This window comes from Bacillus nitratireducens, from assembly GCF_001884135.1.
GTDB lineage: Bacteria > Bacillota > Bacilli > Bacillales > Bacillaceae_G > Bacillus_A > Bacillus_A nitratireducens.
In genome coordinates, this window is the sequence record NZ_MAOC01000007.1 from 286,047 (window position 1) to 306,984 (window position 20,938).

The 20,938-nt window shown below is 33.6% G+C and carries 22 protein-coding genes and 1 riboswitch; of the genes, 8 read left to right on the forward strand and 14 right to left on the reverse strand.

The genetic code is table 11. The features are described 5' to 3' along the window. Positions 1-50: 50 nt before the first annotated feature. The 6 genes from BAU23_RS02870 to BAU23_RS02895 form a co-directional block, all read right to left on the reverse strand. Positions 51-935, reverse strand: a complete 885-nt coding sequence (locus BAU23_RS02870) for a LysR family transcriptional regulator (protein WP_002077049.1) — start codon at positions 933-935, stop codon at positions 51-53. 177 nt (positions 936-1,112) lie between these two features. After that, complete coding sequence (gene cbpB / locus BAU23_RS02875) at positions 1,113-1,556, reverse strand: cyclic-di-AMP-binding protein CbpB (protein ID WP_000623577.1); 444 nt, start codon at positions 1,554-1,556, stop codon at positions 1,113-1,115. A 167-nt stretch (positions 1,557-1,723) separates the two neighbouring features. Continuing rightward, entirely contained in the window at positions 1,724-1,915 is a 192-nt protein-coding gene (gene abbA, locus BAU23_RS02880; RefSeq protein WP_000409964.1) for an antirepressor AbbA, read from the reverse strand. A 127-nt stretch (positions 1,916-2,042) separates the two neighbouring features. Next, positions 2,043-2,561 carry a ribonuclease H-like YkuK family protein gene (locus tag BAU23_RS02885; protein ID WP_000348522.1) on the reverse strand — a complete coding sequence of 173 codons (519 nt, stop codon included), beginning with the start codon at positions 2,559-2,561 and terminating at the stop codon, positions 2,043-2,045. 74 nt (positions 2,562-2,635) lie between these two features. Beyond that, positions 2,636-2,785 (reverse strand): hypothetical protein, encoded by a 150-nt coding sequence (locus tag BAU23_RS02890; RefSeq protein ID WP_000440501.1) that lies wholly within the window; start codon positions 2,783-2,785, stop codon positions 2,636-2,638. A gap of 173 nt (positions 2,786-2,958) precedes the next feature. Next, positions 2,959-3,195 (reverse strand): YkuJ family protein, encoded by a 237-nt coding sequence (locus BAU23_RS02895; protein ID WP_000055151.1) that lies wholly within the window; start codon positions 3,193-3,195, stop codon positions 2,959-2,961. Positions 3,196-3,427: 232 nt separating this feature from the next. Here BAU23_RS02895 and BAU23_RS02900 point away from each other — a divergent pair, with 232 nt between their 5' ends. Then, positions 3,428-3,664: a glutaredoxin domain-containing protein gene (locus BAU23_RS02900; protein ID WP_000717868.1), complete on the forward strand. Its 237-nt coding sequence runs from the start codon at positions 3,428-3,430 to the stop codon at positions 3,662-3,664. A 26-nt stretch (positions 3,665-3,690) separates the two neighbouring features. Here BAU23_RS02900 and BAU23_RS02905 read toward each other — a convergent pair whose 3' ends face one another. From BAU23_RS02905 to fadH, 3 genes are all read right to left on the reverse strand, one after another. After that, positions 3,691-4,179: a DUF3993 domain-containing protein gene (locus BAU23_RS02905; protein ID WP_001233796.1), complete on the reverse strand. Its 489-nt coding sequence runs from the start codon at positions 4,177-4,179 to the stop codon at positions 3,691-3,693. Positions 4,180-4,362: 183 nt separating this feature from the next. Beyond that, entirely contained in the window at positions 4,363-5,580 is a 1,218-nt protein-coding gene (locus tag BAU23_RS02910; RefSeq protein WP_000564312.1) for an EAL domain-containing protein, read from the reverse strand. A 222-nt stretch (positions 5,581-5,802) separates the two neighbouring features. Further along, positions 5,803-6,567, reverse strand: a complete 765-nt coding sequence (gene fadH / locus BAU23_RS02915) for a 2,4-dienoyl-CoA reductase (RefSeq protein ID WP_000660900.1) — start codon at positions 6,565-6,567, stop codon at positions 5,803-5,805. A 194-nt stretch (positions 6,568-6,761) separates the two neighbouring features. On the opposite strand from fadH, the gene BAU23_RS02920 reads away from it, so the two are divergent. Next, on the forward strand, positions 6,762-7,619 hold the full coding sequence (locus BAU23_RS02920) for a metallophosphoesterase (RefSeq protein ID WP_071733473.1): 858 nt from the start codon (positions 6,762-6,764) through the stop codon (positions 7,617-7,619). A 97-nt stretch (positions 7,620-7,716) separates the two neighbouring features. Next, on the forward strand, positions 7,717-7,953 hold the full coding sequence (locus BAU23_RS02925; protein ID WP_000283735.1) for a hypothetical protein: 237 nt from the start codon (positions 7,717-7,719) through the stop codon (positions 7,951-7,953). Between the two features lie 167 nt (positions 7,954-8,120). Here the strand turns inward: BAU23_RS02925 and BAU23_RS02930 are convergent, their stop codons facing one another. After that, positions 8,121-10,229 (reverse strand): polyphosphate kinase, encoded by a 2,109-nt coding sequence (locus tag BAU23_RS02930; RefSeq protein ID WP_000421690.1) that lies wholly within the window; start codon positions 10,227-10,229, stop codon positions 8,121-8,123. Positions 10,230-10,337: 108 nt separating this feature from the next. Further along, complete coding sequence (gene ppx, locus BAU23_RS02935; protein WP_071733476.1) at positions 10,338-11,912, reverse strand: exopolyphosphatase; 1,575 nt, start codon at positions 11,910-11,912, stop codon at positions 10,338-10,340. 141 nt (positions 11,913-12,053) lie between these two features. Here ppx and BAU23_RS02940 point away from each other — a divergent pair, with 141 nt between their 5' ends. After that, positions 12,054-12,512, forward strand: a complete 459-nt coding sequence (locus tag BAU23_RS02940; RefSeq protein ID WP_000804854.1) for a YkyB family protein — start codon at positions 12,054-12,056, stop codon at positions 12,510-12,512. 31 nt (positions 12,513-12,543) lie between these two features. Here BAU23_RS02940 and BAU23_RS02945 read toward each other — a convergent pair whose 3' ends face one another. Both BAU23_RS02945 and BAU23_RS02950 read right to left on the reverse strand, forming a co-directional pair. Continuing rightward, the gene (locus tag BAU23_RS02945; protein WP_000922480.1) at positions 12,544-13,206 is read right to left on the reverse strand and encodes a YkyA family protein; all 663 of its coding nucleotides are present in this window, start codon (positions 13,204-13,206) and stop codon (positions 12,544-12,546) included. Positions 13,207-13,757: 551 nt separating this feature from the next. Next, positions 13,758-14,411, reverse strand: coding sequence for a diguanylate cyclase domain-containing protein (locus BAU23_RS02950; RefSeq protein ID WP_000875437.1), 654 nt, complete (start codon positions 14,409-14,411; stop codon positions 13,758-13,760). A 164-nt stretch (positions 14,412-14,575) separates the two neighbouring features. Between BAU23_RS02950 and BAU23_RS02955 the strand changes: the two genes are divergently transcribed. Next, complete coding sequence (locus BAU23_RS02955) at positions 14,576-14,809, forward strand: SPP1 phage holin family protein (RefSeq protein ID WP_000939455.1); 234 nt, start codon at positions 14,576-14,578, stop codon at positions 14,807-14,809. Between the two features lie 31 nt (positions 14,810-14,840). On the opposite strand, the gene BAU23_RS02960 is transcribed toward BAU23_RS02955, so the two are convergent. Beyond that, a complete protein-coding gene (locus BAU23_RS02960; protein ID WP_000708186.1) occupies positions 14,841-15,341 on the reverse strand; it encodes a hypothetical protein in 501 nt (166 codons plus the stop codon). Positions 15,342-15,913: 572 nt separating this feature from the next. Here BAU23_RS02960 and BAU23_RS02965 point away from each other — a divergent pair. The 3 genes from BAU23_RS02965 (at position 15,914) to metE (ending at position 20,932) form a co-directional block, all read left to right on the forward strand. Further along, complete coding sequence (locus BAU23_RS02965) at positions 15,914-17,455, forward strand: MDR family MFS transporter (RefSeq protein WP_000388063.1); 1,542 nt, start codon at positions 15,914-15,916, stop codon at positions 17,453-17,455. Between the two features lie 91 nt (positions 17,456-17,546). Beyond that, complete coding sequence (locus tag BAU23_RS02970) at positions 17,547-18,104, forward strand: PadR family transcriptional regulator (protein ID WP_000062078.1); 558 nt, start codon at positions 17,547-17,549, stop codon at positions 18,102-18,104. 221 nt (positions 18,105-18,325) lie between these two features. Next, a riboswitch (cobalamin riboswitch) is annotated at positions 18,326-18,513 on the forward strand. Between the two features lie 130 nt (positions 18,514-18,643). Continuing rightward, positions 18,644-20,932: a 5-methyltetrahydropteroyltriglutamate--homocysteine S-methyltransferase gene (metE, locus tag BAU23_RS02975; protein WP_016130207.1), complete on the forward strand. Its 2,289-nt coding sequence runs from the start codon at positions 18,644-18,646 to the stop codon at positions 20,930-20,932. The last annotated feature ends 6 nt before the right edge of the window (positions 20,933-20,938 follow it).

The following is a 20,938-nucleotide window of genomic DNA, read 5'->3' on the forward strand; positions in this document are numbered from 1 at the left end:
TTTATAATGTTACTCTACCAAACGATAGGGCGAGTAGCAAGACAATAATCTTATTTTTCCATTTGAATTTCTTCTATAATTTCTAAAAATGCTTGCACTTGCTTCAACTGCCTTGCCGAGTCACTCGTCAATAACCATGTTTCTCTCGTTAATTGAACAGGTGTTTTATACATGTTTTCCTGCACTTCTTTTAAAACAGTCGAAGGTAAAAGAGCATAGCCTATACCATTTAAAACAAGCTGTTTGCACGTTTCAATTTGGTCAACTACAATCGTTCGCTTAGGTGGATTGGAAAATAATCCATACCACCAATTTTGTATTTGTCCATAGTAGGTCGAATCACTTTTAAATTGAATAAAAGGTCTATTTGTTTCTTTTAACATTGAAATATCTTTTATTTCTTTATCAACTAAGTATAATTCATCTTCAAATAATTGTTGCTTCTGACCTTTATATTCTTGTGTCCCTCTTAATATGGCGACGTGAACGTCTCCTTCATAAAATTGCTTTTGCACTTCACTACTCCAGCCAGTAAACAGAGATATCTTCACAGAAGGATACTTATGCACAAATTTTTTCAAAACAGGTGGAAGCCAATATTGACCAATGACTGACGCAACGGCTATTTTTAGCGTACCATATGTTTCCGTTCTAAAAAGAGCCAGTTCACTTTTAATATCCTCTTCTTTTTGTAACATTTCTTTTGCATAATTTGCAACTTTTTCCCCTTCAGGTGTAATTGTCAATCCTTTTTGTGAACGAATAAAAAATTTCATTCCCCATTGTTTCTCCATAGATTGTAATCGTTGACTAAGCGCAGGTTGGGAAACAAATAAACGTTCCGCCGCTTTTCTCATATTTGATTCCTGAGCTAACACAACCATCATTTGAAAATCATCGATTTGCAACTTTCTCCCTCTTTCCTTAGCTTCCATACACCTAATTTTAATAAGCATTTCATCTTTAATTTAATTGAATAATTTTATACATTAGAACGGTTTGTTAGTTCAAACTTTTCTTATGTTTTATGTCTTTTTAAATATAATACATACACAACTGATATGCACGAAAAAAAGTGACTTCTCCTTTTCTATGAAGTCACTTTTCCTATATTATCGATTATGCTGTCTCACTTTTTTATTCAACAATTTTAAAATAGCTCGACGTGTCAAAATACCCTCGAAGTAACCTTCTTCATTGACAGCGCAAATAAAAGGATGATCAATTGTCATTTCTAAAGCTTTTGCAAAGGAATCTTCTAACATAAGAACTGGAATCTCTTCCTTCATCACTTGTTCCACTTTCATATTCTCAAGTCTTTCAAACTCAATGCGCTCTAATCCTAAAATACCATCTAAAATCATAGCAGTACTAATCAACCCATGTAATTTATACGTAGGGTCTAAAACAGGAATCGCCGAATATCCAGATTTCACAAGAACGAGTAAAGCATGTTCTAAACCATTCCCTATCTGGACATGTGCTACTTTTTCTGATGAAATCATTAAATCCTTCACAAGAATTTGTTGAAACTCATCTTTCGGAATACTAATCATGTTACATCCCCCCATTTTCCCTTTTTCCTGCTTATATTCTCTGATCCTATTCACATTTTATGATAGCGTTTTCATATTATTATTTTGTCCTGACATTCTTCTAATAAAAAAGATACACAGCTATTTTAGCATACAACATAAAAAAAAGACTACCATTCCGGTAGCGCTTAATACCCTTTATTTTTTAATCGGTAAAACAATCTTGTGATTTTTTTATATTTTGTCACATCTGTCTGTTTTAAACCATTCTCAATGTCTGTGAGCTCCACCGCTAAAATTTCGCTCGCATAATTTTGCTGAAACAGAATATCCAACAATAAATCTTCTTCTTCTCTCGTTAAAACAAATTCCTTTTCCATATGTCCCTCTCCTTGCCCTCACATCATCACTATTATTATATAAAATTTTCAACTTATTTAATAGATGTAATATTCAGTTTTTAATAAAGGTATTTAATAACTGCGAATATATAGAAACCATTTTACATTATTTCGTATACCTGTTCGCATAACTAAACGCCGCATAAGCATCCGGTTTAATTTTTGCTGTTAATCCCATCGCTTGAATTTTCTTCGTCATATCTAAAATAAATTCTTTTGTTAAACCATCATTCCCAATATCTAAATGAATTTCCATTATGAATCCCGCTCCATCTTGAGCGTATGGGTGCAATAAATCCCAGATTGTTTGTATATGATTTGGAGTAAATAGACAGGCAACTTCTTGACTAAACTGCGTTTCTAAATATATTTTCTCTCGCAAAGTTGCTGGCTTATTTTTTACTGATTTGTGATGCAAACATCCCCATGCTCCTTTTCCAACCCGATGAATATGTATCGCTGTAATAAACCTCGTATCCTTTTGATGCGCTTGTGAGTCTGTCCCAATAGATAAGCGATATAAATTTCGCGGATCCTTTTCAATGAAACTACAAATGCGGTTAAATACCATATCAAAATTCAAATGTCTCTCAGAAACATTATAAAATGTATGTTCACCGTCCACATAGTCACGTCCTTTCAATTAGACAGACTTTTCGTATTCTCATTGTATGGGACAAAAACAAAAATTATAACTCACTACCCTTTATTCGTTTCAATATTTCGGATTACATACTGACAAAACCTACACGTATAAATTACATTTTGATTAGACTGAGCAGTTAATACATGATTCATTTCAGCATGACTATGACAATTAGGGCAAATAACAATCGGTAAGCGTTCCATCCTTTTCACCTCCTATTACTATTTACTATCATTGTAGGAAAAATAAAAAATTCCTATACATATACATTTGTGGAAATTCTTTTATTTGATTGCGACTTCCACTACCTGTATAGCCTATTAATTAATATAACTAAAAAAGGTACTGCCAAATGGCAGTACCTTTTTTATATGTATCAAGAAATGATGTCGTAAATCTCAATTGCAACCATGTCGATGTTGTCGAATTGATACACTTGAGGTTTTTCACCTTGTTGATACACTTCTAACTCATACATTTCACTTTTATCGAAAAATTTCACGCTACATTTGCGCTCACCGTTCACTTCAAAATAGCGTTGTGCTACTTCACCGCTTTCAGCTTGTTCTTGTAGACTAACAAGTCGAGTTAAAATTCCTTGGAGTAGAGACATGAAATCTCTCCTTTCTCTGATCTTCCTACCAATAGGTTTTACAGCTATACTCATTCTATCCGTCATAACAGAAAAAATGTTCCACAGTCTAGGATAAAGGTTCTTGGACAGAAACTCAACTAAAATTTGTCGAAATACGAAGGAAAAAGAAGAAAGAATATCTTTTTCCTTCTTTATTGCTCTTTTTATACTGACAGAATATAATAAAACACAGAAAAAGGGAGGAATTACAATGAAAAAAATTGAGGTTTATACACAGCCTGATTGTCCGCCTTGTACCATTGTGAAAGAATTTTTAAAACATAATGACGTTGTGTATGAAGAATTTGACGTAAAAAAAGACGCCGCTGCACGCAATCGTCTTTTATATGACTATGACTCCTATTCAACTCCAACAGTTGTAATTGACGGAGAAGTTGTCGCAGGTTTTCAAATTGAAAAATTACAACAGCTACTTGGTATAGAATAGGAATAGGGAGAAACCTATTCCTATTCTCATAATTGTTGTAACCTTTTTATTTCAGCCAAAAGTTCCTGACTTTCATGATACCCTGCTAATTTCCATTTCCCATTATCCTTTTGTAATGTCACAATTTGATATTGTCCACTTTTTGCCCGTTCATAGACGTATAAATTTTTATGTTCCTCATCATATGACATTTTTGTTTCTGAATTAAAGGAAAACGGAGCTTCTTTTGCTGGAAGTAAATACTCACCACTTTGTTTTTCATTTCTACTGTTTTCATCCGTAAAAACTTGAAGGAAATTATTTGTAAAATATGGTGATAACGTCTCTATCATCTTATTCATTGGTATTTGTTTCCCTCGAATTGAAAATTGCGTCTCATAACCTTTTTGTATCGTTGTAAACACTTCTTTCCGATCCACTTTCACTTCTTCTTTCCCTAAAACAGTTGTGACACTATAGCCAACTAGAAAGGCAACACATATAAATAGAACAAACCATATTCCATATTTCCTCATTTTTTCACCTTCCTTTTAAAAGAGCTTGTCTTTGTAGTATTCATTGTAACAATGATTATGCAAAAACAGGGATGATTTCGTTCGTAAAATCTTTACAATGATAGACAGCATTTTCATTATTATTTTCACTATTACCAATTTATGATAAAAACAAACAAAAAAATGCACGAATCACTTCGTGCATTAAAATAAAACATCTTCTTCATATAAATATTCATAAGATAAATCTATAAATAAAAAGTTTTCATCATCAATCGGGAAAGAAAATGTTCGTACCATTTCACCAGTTTCAATATCGGCATATAAATCTGAAAGTCGCGCCTTATTTTCAAAACGCATTTTCATGATATTCTCGAGAAAATACGGACGCCAACTCCAGTTTTTCATATAATACTCTGGCATCACAATCCATTCCCCATCTTTTTTCATAACATTACCTGATTGCTGGAAACCATCTTCATTACAAATAAATATCCGAAAACTACATTGTGATACACTTTGGCTAAATTGTAATAACCAGTCATTTATATCTTCATTCTTTTTTTGTTTTGACAGAACATCACCAATTCGATCACGTAACATCTCTGTTAAATTATAAATTTTTTGCAACTTTTTCTTCTCATGCAGAATAAATTGATGACATTCATTACCAAGTCGCTCTTTTAAAACATTCGTTTCAATAAAATCAGGTAAACATTCTTTCAAATAATTACCTTGATAATATCTACCACCGTTTTTCCAAGCATATTGTAGTTGATAAAAAGCATCAATCTCTTCATATAACAATGTCGCACCAATTCTTCTAGCAAGTAAAGATAAGGAATATAAAATATCTTGATAAGATTGTAAAAGTGCAGTTTGCCTTAGGTTTGTTAAATCTACTTTTAAAATATCCGGTGCTAACACGCTAATACGTTCTAAATTACTTGTACCCGTTCCAACTTTATTAATCGAAATTTGAATACCATATGTACGATAATACATCAGCAAATGATTAAATTGCTCGATATCTTCTTTACATTCATGTTCTGTAATCTCTAAAACAATGTGGTTCAAATTTAAACCTTGTTTTTCATACATCAATAAAAGTTGAAGTAAACTTTCATCTTCATCATTCATTAATACATTGGCATTCCGATGTATAAATAATAATAATTTTTGATCTGTTTCTAAATACCTATTTAACGCTTTTTCTACTATGATATTATCCGCTTCCAGTTGGAACTCACTCGGAATAGAATCATCATGGAAGAAAGATGCTAAACTTTGTATGCCCTCTTCTGTTTGAATACGTCCTACAACTTCATATCCAATTACTGTATGCTCATCAGCACTAAAAATAGCTTGATAATAAGGAAGGACTTTATCCAAGTTACTCATTACATCTAATGCATCTATCAACGTGCTTCCCTCCCTTTACTTTTCAAAAATTATAACACGATATTTACGGAAAAATAATAAAAAATCCCTTCAGTTTTCCTGAAGGGATTAGAGGGGTAAAATGCTAAGGGGAATTAGCAATTCTACTATGAAGAAAAAAGAGGTCTTAAATATACCGTATATATTCCCCTTTGTAAACACCTTTCTCTCACGTGTCACAATTCTGTCACATTTTTCATCCTTTTAAAATGGATATTGGTGCAAATGTTGGCCACCATCCATTGTCATACAAGTTCCATTTATGTATGCAGCTTCATCTGAACATAAATAATAAGCTAGACCCGCGATTTCTTCTGGTGTCCCCAACCTACCAAGTGGGACACTCTGTATTGTACGCTTAGCCATTTCTTCTGAAATCCATAATTTATCGGCACCGCCCGTACGTTCAATCGGCCCTGGTGCGATAGCATTAACTCGTATCCCATATTTACGTCCCCACTCAACAGCAAGCGTTTTAGTCATTGCTAATACACCCGCTTTAGCTGCTGCTGAATGAATAACTCCTGGCCCTGCATCCCATGCATATGTTGCCACCATGTTAATGATATTTCCTTTTATACCTTTTTCAATCCAATATTTTCCGACAGCCTGGCTACAATAAAATGTACCATTTAATACAATATTAATGACCGAATTCCAGCCATTCACAGATAGGTCCTCTGCTGGACAAATAAAGTTTCCAGCTGCATTATTTATTAAAATATCAATTCGTCCAAACTTCTCATCAATATGCTCAATCATCTTTTGAATATCATCAGTATTTCGTACATCCATTTGTACAGGTAATACTTGCCCCGGAAACTGTTCAATCTCGATCTTTGCTTCTTCTAATTTTTCTTTTGTACGTCCTGTAATAACTACTCGTGCCCCTTCTTTCGCAAAACGAGTCGCCATTCCTTTTCCCATTCCACTTGATCCACCTGTTATAATAACTACCTTCTCTTTCACATACATCCCCTCCAAAAAATGAATACACATTCATTTTATCATTTTATTTAACAGAAATCTTTATATTTTTAATATTTTCTGATATTTTAACGTGAAGAGACTTCTTTTTGTTCCTTTTTTCGTAATCTATACTATTTTTTTTATATTTAAAATATATTTTTAAAAAACTGAAAGGAGATTCAAGTAACCTGTATATGAAAAAAATTACAAGAAGAAATTTTTTAAAAGCTGGAATACGCACTTGTCTATATTCATTTATAACCGCTAGCATCGGCTATTATTATGCTAAATATATAGAACCCTATTTGCTTTCTTTTACCCAACACACACTTACATCACAACTCATACCAGAAAGTTTTCATGGTATGAAAATTCTTCAATTTAGCGATTTACATCTAGGATACTATCTCTCTCTCCAACATTTATCTCAAATTGTTTCCAAAATCAATGCTGCAAAGCCAGATATTGTCCTTTTTACTGGTGACCTCATTGATGATTATCAAACATATACCGAGGCTCCTTTTGTGGCATCCATTTTAAAGAATATACAAGCACCTTTCGGTAAATTTTCTATTTATGGCAACCACGACCATGGAGGATATGGAACTGAATACTATGATCACATCATGCGTGAATCGGGATTTGAAATTTTACAAAATAGTGAAAAGCGAATTCGTTTACTGGATAATAGTGAAATTTCCATTTTCGGGCTCGATGATGTACTACTAGGTAAACCAAAAATAGCGGAAACTTTACAGCACGCAAATCAAAATATTTATACAATTGTTCTCGTTCACGAACCAGATATCGCGCCACAAATCGCTACATATCCAATCAACCTTCAACTTTCTGGTCATAGCCATGGCGGACAAGTACAAATCCCTTTTTTAGGTGCTATTATTACTCCGTCGCTTGCAAAACAATATATTGAAGGTTTCTATAACATTCAGGATTTGACTCTCTATGTCAATCGAGGTATTGGAAGAACACGTGTCCCATTCCGCTTTATGTCAAAACCCGAAATTACACTCTTTACCCTACAACATTCGTAACAATTCGCCTATTTTCTTACTTATCCTTTCTTGTACTCGCTCATCCACGCTTGGTCTACCATATGATAAAAATGAGTCCAATAAAGGAGGTTTGTTCATGTATCCATATTATCAACCAATCCCAGTTCGTTCAGCACCTATTGGCCCAGCAGGCGACTCACGCTTCTTTCCATTTTTCGGTGTTCCATTTCTAGCCGGAATTGCTGGAGGATTACTCGGCGGAGCATTAGCTTTCGGCCCTAGACCGTTTTATCCGCCTTATCCACCACCTTTCCCACCACCAGCACCCTTTCCTTGCTACGGAGGGCCTTGTCAGCAACCATACTATTACTAATTAAAAAAAGCGATTCTTTCAAATCTTATTCTCTCAAGGAACCGACTCATCACACGCTTATAATAAAAACTATTCTCTCTACTCATTCTTCCATTTTAGGAACATATGAGTAGAGAAAAAAAGTAAAAACCTCTTAATTGCACTAAGAGGTTTTTACTATATTCCCACTATTCAGCATCTGTATTTTGATAAGCCATTTTAAATAAACTCACTTGGCTATCAATTTCTTCTGCACCACTATCAATAATATAATAATAGTCACCATCTTTATTTTGTTCACGTGTTTTCACATTATCAGCTAAAGTAAGCTGTAAAATTGCCTTTATTCTCGCTTTCATTTCAATATCTAAAATTGGGAAAGATATTTCTACTCGTTTTTCCATATTTCGTGTCATCAAATCAGCTGAAGATAAGTATATTTTCTCATCTCCATTATGATGGAAATAATAAATACGACTATGTTCTAAATATCTTCCCACAACACTAACTACACGAATATTTTCACTTACATTTGGAATCCCAGGTCTTAAACAACATGTCCCTCTAACGATGAGCTCTACCCTTACCCCAGCTTGCGATGCTTCATACATTTTTTTTATTAACGGCTTATCTGTGAACGAATTCATCTTAGCGATAATATATCCATTTCCATATTGTCTATGGTAACGGATTTCCTCATCTATTAAATCCATAAATTGCTCTCTTATATCAAATGGTGCAACAGATAAATGATGAAAATGCGGTTTCGTTGTATAGCCACTCAAATAATTAAAGAAATTTGTTGCATCTATACCAAAGTCTTTTCGCGATGTAATATATCCAAAATCGGTATATAACTTCGCCGTTGCATCATTATAATTTCCGGTTCCAAGATGTACAAACCTTTCAATTTTTCCGTTTCTTCTTCTTACAACTAACGTAATTTTACTATGCGTTTTCAAGTGACTTACTCCGTAAATAACGTGACATCCGGCCTGTTCCAATTCTTTAGCCCAATGAACATTATTCTCTTCATCAAACCTCGCCTTTAACTCAACCAATACCGTCACTTGTTTCCCTTTTTCAGCTGCTATCTTCAACGCCTGAATTATTGGAGAATCTCCACTTACACGATATAATGTTTGTTTGATTGCAAGTACATTCGAGTCATCTGCCGCATCACGGACAAAATCAACGACTGGCTGAAACGACTCAAAGGGATGGTGTAATAAAATATCATGTTCTATCGCTTTTTCAAATACATCTTCCTCATCACCTAAATCTTGAGGAGGTTGGGGAATAAGAGCCGGATATACTAGATGTTCATATAAAGGCGCTAATTTTTTATATAAGGAGAATAAACATGTTAAATCTAACGGTCCATCCATCATGTACACATCTTCATCTTTTACTTCCAACACCTCATACAATAACGCTAACACTCTTTCATCAATGTGTTCTTTACCAACTTCTAAACGAACGGCAGCTCCCCACTTACGCTTTTTCAGTTCTTTTTCAATTACTTTTAATAAATCGCGTGCACCTTCTTCATGGATTGTTAAATCCGCATTACGTGTAATACGGAAACGAGTAACGGGTGATACGTTATATCCTGTGAATAATTTATGAGTAAAACCACTAATTACATCTTCTAATAAAATAAATTTATGTTTTTGCCCTTCACTCGGTAAAAATATGAAACGCTCCAGTAAAGAAGGCACTTGGACAATTCCTAACTTCGTACGATTTTCTTCCTCTGCTTGCTTCTCATCATATAAAATAGTAGCTAAATTCAAGCTTTTATTTAATAACATTGGAAATGGACGATACGCATCAATAGCTACAGGAGTTAATACCGGAAAGATTTGTTCATCAAAATATTCTTCTATAAATTCTCTCTGCTCTTTCGTCAAATCATGGAATGTTAGACGCTCAATCCCCTCTAGTTCAAGCGCTGGCAATACATAACCTTTAAACGTGTCATACTGTACAGTCATTAACTCATGAGCTTTTATCGCAATCTTATTTAACTGTTTCTTCGGTGTTAAACCCGCTTTATTTTCTGGCTGATTAAATCCGGCACTTACTTGATCTTTCAAACCTGCTACGCGCACCATAAAAAATTCATCTAAATTTGAACTAAAAATACTAATAAACTTTAATCTTTCTAAAAGTGGATTATTTTCATCTTGCGCCTCTTGTAGTACACGTTCATTAAAAGCTAGCCAGCTCAACTCACGGTTATTATAATAAGCTGTATCATTTAAATTTACTAAATTCCCCTTTAGCAATTCCATTCTCTTCACACTTCCCTTTGAAACTTTTTTACTATAATTTAGTTACTTTTATTTTATCAAATTACAATATTCCAAAGTGTTAATTTTTTGTAAAGACATCCGTACAACTTAACGTTTTGATTCAAATGATAAGTTAATATTCGTTTTCAATACTCTTTCCAGCTGCTTTTTTTGCTTTTCAGCTTGCACTTTTTCTGCTAACGCCGATTGCTCACATACAATTCTAAATGTTAATCCTTCATTACTTTCTGTTATAGATATCGTTTCAACAAGCGATCTTTGTCTCACATTTAAAGCAGCTGAAAATTGCAAAACAGCTCCTAATAACCGAATTTTTTTTTGTTCACTTTTCTCAAACCAACCTTCAAATGGAGCTAAATGTTGTTTAAATAACATTTTTGATTTGTACGAGGCAATAAGCGCTAATCTAACTCGGTCTTTATGCATCATGCCGTCAATTGTTTTATTCGCCAATAAATAAAACGTGTGTAAACGACTCGCTTCTTCGTCTATATATTTTCCGATGTTAAATACTTTCGCTGCTTGATGGAATGCTTCCCAGTCTTTTATTGAAACAGAAATAAGTCCTATTTCTTCAAGCTGTTGACAAATCACCCTTCCATGTTTGATAAGTTGAATAACAAATTCCATATCCATTTCATATTCGTGTGATAATAAATGCAAGCTTTCTTCAACTACATTCGGATAATATGAAATCCCTAAATCTTTCGTTAACTCTTCATAGAAAATACCTTCTCTTAATCCTTTTCTGCTTAATACAAATGCCGTTGCTTCTATAATATTCACAAGCTTATGAAATACTTCAACCGCTGGAACAATTGTATCAGCTCGATCTTTTGCCAATCCTTCCATTTTCTGAAGTTCGATAAATGATAGTTTTTCCAATTCACCTTTTACATTTTCAATATCTTCTTCTTTCATTTTGTATAAATGTACTCCTGCTATAGGATAGCTTATTAAATTTTGGTGGATTTTCGCTAAGTTCCTCGCACTACCACCAATTGCGATAAGAGGCAATTTTTTATCAATCAACCATGGTAACGTTCGAAATTGACATTCTAAATACTCTTGAATTCCCTCTAATTCATCTTTAGTAGGAATATCACCTTTAATAAATTGTTGTTTTAAAGAAAGCGCACCAAAAGGAAAACTATGGTACTCTAAAATCTCTCTATTTTTAATATATGTAACTTCCGTACTTCCGCCACCAATATCAACTGTAACTCCTTCTGAAAATGAAGTAGAATTCATAACTGCTAAATAACCGTAACGCGCTTCTTCATATTCTGATAAAACTCTAAGAGTAAAATCTGTTTGTCCTTCAACAAGTTTTTTAATTTCATCTTGATTCTCTGCCTGTCTAATTGTTGCCGTTGCGACACAAAGCACATGATGCAACTTATGAAATCGTGTACTTTCTTGAAATTGAAATAATGTTTGTAACAATACTTCTATTCCTTCTTCACTTAATACACCATCTACTAAGTAATTTCTTAACCTAGCGACCACTTTCGTATTTTCAATCTCTTTATAAAAACCTCCGTTTTGCTTTTCATAAATAACTAAGCGCATTGTATTAGAACCAATGTCTATAATGGCATATTGTTGTTTTAATATTTCTTTCAACCTTCTCACTCTTTCATTATCAAATTTCTGAAACATATTCTATTACTATTATACAAAATAGTTGTTTTTTGTAACAATATTGCTTTAATATTGAAAATATATACAATTACTTTTTGCATATAATAAAAACCCATTTTATTTATGCTATAATAAGGAAAACTTGAAAGGAGATTCAATATGAAACCTTCACAACCACAATCTCAATTACATAACCAACATTCTATTAATAGACTAGCTCAATCTATTTTCGTTGTGAATCGTCATGCTAAAGCTGCAACTAATCCTAAGTACTTATACTGGTTAAAAAAGACTGCTTTAGAACGCTTAATTACTGAAAAGAAGGCTATCAAAGAAGGATTACATTTTTCTAGAAATCCACGTTTTAGTCAACAACAATCCGATGTTCTTATACGTTTAGGTGATTATTTTTTCCATATCCCTCCTACGAAAGATGATTTTCGCACCCTACCGCATCTTGGTCACCTTGAATCCTCCTACCGAAATCCGAAAACAACCTTATCTTTAACAATAGCAAAAAAAACACTGCAAGATTATATTGGTCCTGAAGCATTAAAACAAGAAAAAAAATTAAGCGAACCAGTTCCATGGTATAGCCGTACCTATACAAAAAAATAAAACAGTTTGGCCTATATTAGGCCAAACTGTTTTATTTTTTCTCTTCTTTAATTTTAATATTTGCTTGTTTATAAAAAGCTATTTTTTCTGTATTATAAGATTTCGTAAATTCATTAAACTTGTCTTTTTCTGATTCAATATCCTTATAAGATTGATTTACTACTTTTACTTTTTCACTAATATCTTTTAATTTCGTACCTTTATCTTGTAACATTGTATATAATTCTTTTTCTTGTTTTAACGATTTATTATAGCTATCATACATCTTGTTAAATGAATCATGTCGTTTCTCATATGTACTTTTCACTTTATCCGCTTGATCTTTCAATTTCTTATCTTCAATTTTACTCACATATTTATCTGCTGATTTCACTTCTTCTTGTGCTTTATTTAAAGATTCTTTTTCTTTTTTAAGCACTTTTTCTCGTTCATCTGTATTTTTCGCTGCTTGATTCAGTTTTTCCTTAACAGCTTGATTATTATCTTTTCCTTCTTGAACAATCTGGTTATATAATTCTTGTCCCTCTTTCTCTAAAGTTTCAAGTTTCTTCGCATCTTCAAACATTGTTTTTTCTTGCTTTGCAGCATTTTCAAATGCAACATATAATTCCTCTTCTGGTTTCGGTCCGAAACAACCGGCTAGTAAAGTCAGTGATAATGCAGTTACAATTGCTAATTTACTATATTTCAACATCTTTTTCCTCCTATTAGTAAACGATCATCGTGCCAAAAATCCCATGAAAACATGTAACTTCTTTATCTATTTCACGCTCGCATCTTTTTTACGACGATCATCAATAATTATTTATACTGCTTGTACAATTTTAGCACTTGAAATTATGTAATTTCTTAAAACATAAAGGTATTTACTGTAATCTTACCTACTGCAAGAAACACTATAATGTTTCACCTGATAAAAGATAATCTATAACCTCTCACGTCTACCATTCCCTTTCTCACTTTTTACCAAATAACCTCTTTGTCCATTTTACATAGTGCGAAGGTGACCTCGCAACTCTTATAAAGATTCTTTTAATTTCTTAAAAAGGAAAAGTGTAGAGAATGTTTTCCTCTACACTTTTCAACTGAAAACATTGTGCAAAATGCATTGATACATCCACACACAATTATATGCTGATTCCATATGTTTTTAAAGACTTTTGTTACAAAAAAAGTTTTTCTTGTAACAAAAGTCAAAAAAATGTTACAAAAAAGCTTTATATCATACTTCTTCAAATCAAAATTTCATTCATGACTTTGCAAATTTCTATAATTATACAATTGATTTTGTGCTTTTCTAAGCAAATCTTCAAAAGTTTTCCCTTCTATCGGATAACTTGCAGCCCCAAATAATAGTGTGACATTTAATAAATCATTCGCTATTTCATTTTGAATATTTTTGATTAATCGATTTGTTATTGTTGACTTTTCATAGCCATTATCAACAGCTACGATAACATATTTATTTTCATCCCACCTCGTCACTACATCACCCTTTCGAACTGTCTTTACAATTGTACGTTCTACTCTTTGGACTAACTCATCTAATTTTTTTCCTTGCACTGTGTCTTTTAATACATCCCATTCTTTTACAGAAAGGATATACACTGTAATATTACGAGAATCTCTTTCTGATAAAGCAGCTACTTTCCCGAAAAAATCAACGACAAAATCGTTGTTCGTCATTCCTCCTGCTTCAATATTTTCATGCGTATTCGCTCTTTTATCGTACCAATGTCCAAAATAACAACTTAGTATCATTTGCAATATATAAATAATAAAGACGGTAAAAAATGATCGCGAATCTAGCTTAGCGATTACATCCTGAAGTGCGATCCATTCTGTAATCGCAACTGTGTTCCCAAGTAATAACCCACTAATTTTCCCTTTATATTTCATACTCTCCCCCCTTTTTATACCAATATATGTTTCTATAACGATAATGTTTTTCTACAAAATAAAAAATGTACATATTTAATGTACATTTCTACTTAAGCTTGTATACCTTTTCTAATTCATTTCATATATATAATATATATCGTTTTTAGAAAGGAGTGATATATATGCTTCAAAAAGAAAATCTATCAGATATTATGCGCTTACTAGCTGGCTTTTTATTATCATTAAAATTACTATTTAACTCTTTCGGAATAAACTTCATTACAAACGATCAAATTGACGCTATAGTAAATGTTATTTCATTTCTATTCATTCTATATTTTGGATACAAAAATAACTATGTTGGAAAAAAAGGAGTGGAACAAAAAAAATTACTCAAGAAGCATAATCTTCATTAAAGAAGGAACCTTTCGCGTAGGTTCCTTTTTCTCATTTTCTGACAACCACTTCATTTGTTTGTAGCGGTCCATATGATACTCCTTTATATTGAAATGTATATGTAGCCTGAAATAACGAATTTGGAGGAGCTTTATCTTTATTTGCTTTTATTTGACAAATTAATTCTACCTTTTCACCCGGCGATAAATTATCGATTCGCCACCTTACGAGCTGAAATAAAAACTCACTTATTCCCTTATCTGCTTTTAAAGAGTTTGGAATATACGCGAAATAATCCCGAATCATATGACTTACAACTACTCGCGAAATCATTTCAACGCCTTTATTTTCAACTTCAAGTCGAATAATTAGTATGTCATTAACATCATAGATCATCTCATATGAAAAATTTTCTTTATACATACTTCGGATTTGTAATGCGACTGCTACATTTGGTGCTTCCGTGTCCTTTTTAGAACCATCAATCCACAAAACCGGCTGTAACGGTATAGAATACCTTCCTTGATCCGAAATTCGTTTCCATATTTTCATAATATATTCACCTCATTCCAGATGTATCCTCTATACAACTTTATTCTGCCTCCCGACGCAATAAACTACACTTAGAAAAAATATTGAGCTTATTACAAACCACCTTTAATTTTTCTTTTCCTTTTATCCTATTCGACAATATAAAGAAAAAACCATTTTTAATAGGTTGGCACAGGTTATTCTTTATTAAATATTTTTTTACAATTTCCTTCCTTGACTACATAACAAAATCAACTCTTGCTCTCTCTTTTTGTCAATATAATAAAGTGAAACTTTAATCAGTGGGGGTTTTACGGACGGCCCGACTCCCGCCTAACTTCCTCGCATTCGCCGAATTTTGGGGTTGGAAGTCTTACTGCCCGTTAAAGCGGGATAAAATAATTTGGCGATAGAAAACATTTGCCTTTTAGTCAAATTTGACTATAATATAATCTATGATTTCCATTCTTTATATCATGTAGGCTCAATTTTTATAAATAAAGAGGAAATGAAACAAACTACACACAAAGATTTTTCATGCACTGCATCTAAAAACTTAAGTTAGTGTAATTTTTATTAAAGGAGGGCTACTTTTGGAAGCACAACTATCAAAAAACGAAGCAAGTAAAACAAAATTTGTTGTTGCTGGTTTACTACTTGGTATTCTAATGGCAGCAATGGATAACACAATAGTCGCGACTGCGATGGCAACAATCGTTGGAGACTTAGGAGGGTTCGACAAATTCGTTTGGGTCACATCTGCATATATGGTAGCAACAATGGCTGGTATGCCTATTTTCGGTAAGCTTTCTGATATGTACGGACGGAAACGCTTTTATATTGGTGGACTAATTCTTTTCTTATTCGGTTCTGCACTTTGCGGGACAGCAACAAGTATTGAACAACTAAGTATTTATAGAGCCATTCAAGGAATTGGCGGTGGCGCTCTGATGCCTATCGCATTTACAATTATGTATGATATATTCCCACCTGAAAAACGAGGGAAAATGACAGGTCTATTTGGTGCCGTTTTCGGAACATCCAGTGTTTTCGGGCCTCTATTAGGTGCTTATATTACAGATTATATAAGTTGGCACTGGGTCTTCTATATTAATATTCCATTAGGACTTATTTCCTTCTTCTTCATTACTAAATACTACAACGAGTCTCTAGAATATCGAAAACAAAAAATCGACTGGGCTGGTGCTATTACACTTGTCGTTAGTATCGTTTGCTTAATGTTTGCCCTGGAACTTGGCGGTAAAGAATATGCATGGGACTCTAATGTGATTATTGGTTTATTTTCAACTGTTGTTATTACGCTTATTATCTTCTTCTTCGTAGAAAGAAACGCAACAGAACCTATTATTTCTTTCCATTTATTTAAAAAACCTTTATTTGCAGCTAGCCAAGGTGTTGCCTTTTTCTATGGCGCAGCTTTTATCATCTGTACAGTTTATATTCCAATCTTCGTTCAAGGTGTTCTCGGTGGTTCAGCCTCAAATGCTGGATTAATTTTGACACCCATGATGGTAGGGTCTGTAATTGGAAGTCAAACTGGCGGACAGTTAGCTTCACGAACAAGTTATCGTAACATCATGATAGCATCCGGAGTGTTCTTCGTTCTTGGTATTTATTTACTAAGTACTTTAACAATGGAAACACCTCGTACACTTGTAACAATGTTTATGGTGCTTGCTGGACTTGGAGTTGGATTCTCCTTCTCAGTTTTAAGTATGGCATCTATTCATAAACTAGAAATGAGAGATCGCGGTTCTGCTACATCAACGAACTCATTCTTCCGTTCACTTGGAATGACCCTTGGTGTAACGATTTTCGGTACAATTCAAAATCATATTTTTACTGATAAATTAAGCACTGTATTCCCACCTGAACTAGCAAAAATGGCTCCAAAAGGTGGAGACACTAGCTTTTTATTATCACCAAATGCCGCTGACAAACTACCTCCTGAAGTACTGAGTGGTATTAAGGATGCTCTTGCAACATCTATTGCCAATACATTTTTCTGGGCACTTATCCCAGCTGTACTAAGTATAGTTTGTATTTTACTTATGGGAAATGAACGTCTTTTAACAGGTCCGAAAACGAAGCAAAAACAAAAACAAGTAAGCTAATATAGAAAAACGAAGCGGTATATCCCTTTATGAAAGAGGATATACCGTTTATAATATATATAAAGTTTCTATATACAGGAGTTGAGACAGCATGAGCATGAAGTTAGTCATTCTCGGCTTGTTACTCGAAGGAGATAAACATCCATATGAAGTTCAACATATAATGAAAGAACGACAAATGGATTGTTATATTAAATATGCCAAAGGATCGCTATACTATGCCTTCGAGCAATTAGAAAAACAAGGTGCGATTAGCGTTACCCATATTGTTCGAGATACGAATAGACCAGATAAAACAATCTTCCATATAACAGAAGAAGGAAAAGCCCTTTTCCACACTTTATTATTAAAACAATTTGAAGCGAAAAACCAAATATATAAACCTATTTATTCTGCGCTCTCTTTCGCTCACTTTAGCGACGAACAAGAACTAGTTCCTATTTTGGAAAAAAAGAGAGATGATACAATGCTATATTTACATACAATGCAAACGATATACGATCACAATAAACAACTAGTTCCTCGTGCTCAACTATATATTTTACAAAGCGTCATTGAGCATATTAACGTTGAGTTACGTTGGCTAAACACACTCTTACAAGATGCTTCTGTAGGTCGTCTTTCAGAAATAGGTGTAGATAATGATTAGGTTTTTCTAAAAGAGGTGCCCCTCTTTTAGAAAAACCTAATACTATAATTATTCCCCTCAACTCAAAATACCCTCATTTTAATAATAAATCCCTATTATAAATTCTTAATTTTCTGAATAAAATAAATAAAAAACTTTAGAATTTTCTTATTTTAAAACAGTGGACAAAATTCCGAAAATTGTGTTAGAATTTGTTTCAATATCATATTGCTTGTTACATTCCTTTCAAAAGGAAAATAGGTACACGAACATTTCATTTCGTGTTTAAAAGGGAAGTTTGGTGAAACTCCAACACGGTCCCGCCACTGTAAATGCTAAGATTTCTTTTTTGTGCCACTGTGAAAACGGGAAGGTGAAAGAAATTATATGAAGCATAAGTCAGGAGACCTGCCTATTTTAACAACACTGGTAGACTCACGGATGATGATGAGGTGTTAAGAACAAAAAGGAAGGCTTATTTTTCTATGCCTTTATGCTTTTTGTTACAGGTATTTCCTAGTAAACGGAAATGCTTACTTTCAATTAGGGAGGAATTTAAAATGGCAATTCAAACAAGTAACTTAGGTTATCCACGTATCGGACTACAACGAGAGTGGAAAAAAACATTGGAAGCTTTTTGGTCCAATAAAATTGATGAAGAACAATTTTTAACGACAATGAAAGAAATTCGCCTTCAACACGTCAAAGTACAGCAAGAAAAAGGAATTGAATTAATTCCAGTTGGCGATTTTACATATTATGACCACGTTCTGGATACAGCCTACATGTTAGGGTTCATCCCGTCACGTTTTTCAGAGTTTACATCTTACCTTGATGTATATTTTGCGATGGCACGTGGTTCTAAAGATCACGTTGCTTCTGAAATGACAAAATGGTTTAACACAAACTACCATTATATTGTTCCTGAATATGAAGAAGGATTACAAATCTCATTAAAAGACAATCGTCCTCTTCGTTTATATGAAGAAGCGAAAAAAGAGTTAGGCGTTGATGGAAAACCAGTTATTTTAGGACCTTATACATTCCTAAAACTAGCAAAAGGTTATAACGAAGATCAATTTGCCACTATTTTAAAAGAGCTAGTTGCACCTTATGTTCAATTATTCTCTGAATTACACGCAGCTGGAGCAAAAGTTATTCAAGTTGACGAACCAATCTTCGCATCTTTAACAAAAGATGAAATTAATCAAGCGAAAGAACTTTACGAAGCTATTCATAAAGAAGTTCCGAATGCTAACCTACTTCTACAAACATATTTTGATAGTGTAGAAGAGAACTATGAAGAAATTATTACATTCCCTGTTTCCGGTATTGGATTAGACTTTGTTCATGGCAAAGAAGGTAATATAAATGCTATTTCAAAATATGGATTCCCAGCTGATAAAATTTTAGCTATCGGTTGTATAGATGGCCGTAACATTTGGAGAGCTGATCTTGATGATGTACTTTCTTTATTTACAACATTACAAAATCAAATTGCAGCAAAAGGTTTAATTGTTCAGCCTTCTTGTAGCTTATTGCATACTCCAATTGATAAAACAGAAGAAGCACACTTATCAACTGAATTATTTGATGCACTTGCATTTGCTAATCAAAAATTAGAAGAACTAGTCCTTATCCATTCTGCTCTTACTAAAGGTGTAGAAAGTATCAGTAGCGAGCTGACAACATATCGTAACGCACATAATGCCATCCGCTCATCAGCTGCACGTAATCGTGAAGATGTAAAACTTGCAAGTACATCACTTAAAGAAGATGATTTCTCACGTCCTCTTCCATTTGAAAAACGATATGAACTACAGCAAGTGGCTTTACAATTACCGTTGTTACCAACAACAACTATCGGTAGCTTCCCGCAAACATCCGAAGTTCGTCAAACTCGTAAACAGTGGCGTAACGGTGATATTACAAATGAACAATATAATCAGTTCATTGAAAAGGAAACTTCGAAGTGGATTCGTTACCAAGAAGATATTGGTCTTGATGTACTAGTGCATGGTGAATTCGAAAGAACTGACATGGTCGAATATTTTGGTGAGCGCCTTGCTGGTTTCTCATTCACTAAAAACGGTTGGGTACAATCATACGGTTCCCGCTGCGTAAAACCACCTGTTATTTATGGTGATGTAGCCTTTATTAACGGAATGACTATTAAGGAAACTGTTTATGCACAAAGCTTAACAGAGAAAGTTGTAAAAGGAATGTTAACTGGACCTGTCACTATTTTAAATTGGTCATTCGTTCGAAATGATATTTCACGAAAAGAAGTTTCATATCAAATTGCACTAGCACTTCGTCATGAAATTGAATTACTTGAATCTTCTGGAATAAGAGTAATCCAAGTCGATGAGCCCGCACTTCGTGAAGGTATGCCGTTAAAAGAGAAAGATTGGGATGCATACATTACATGGGCAGTTCAATCATTCCTTTTAGCAACATCTTCTGTAGCAAACGAAACACAAATTCACACCCATATGTGTTACAGTAACTTCGAAGATATTGTAGATGCAATTCGTGCGTTAGATGCAGATGTTATTTCTATCGAAACATCAAGAAGTCATGGAGAATTTATTGATACATTAAAACATACAACATATGAAAAAGGAATTGGTCTAGGTGTATATGACATTCATAGTCCACGTGTCCCAAGTAAAGATGAGATGTTTGCAATCGTAGAACAATCTTTACAAGTATGTGATCCTAAATATTTCTGGATTAATCCAGACTGTGGTTTAAAAACTAGAAGAACGGAAGAAGTCATTCCGGCTTTAGAACACATGGTGCAAGCAGCAAAAGATGCTCGTTCCCTTTTAAAAACAAACGCATAACAAAAA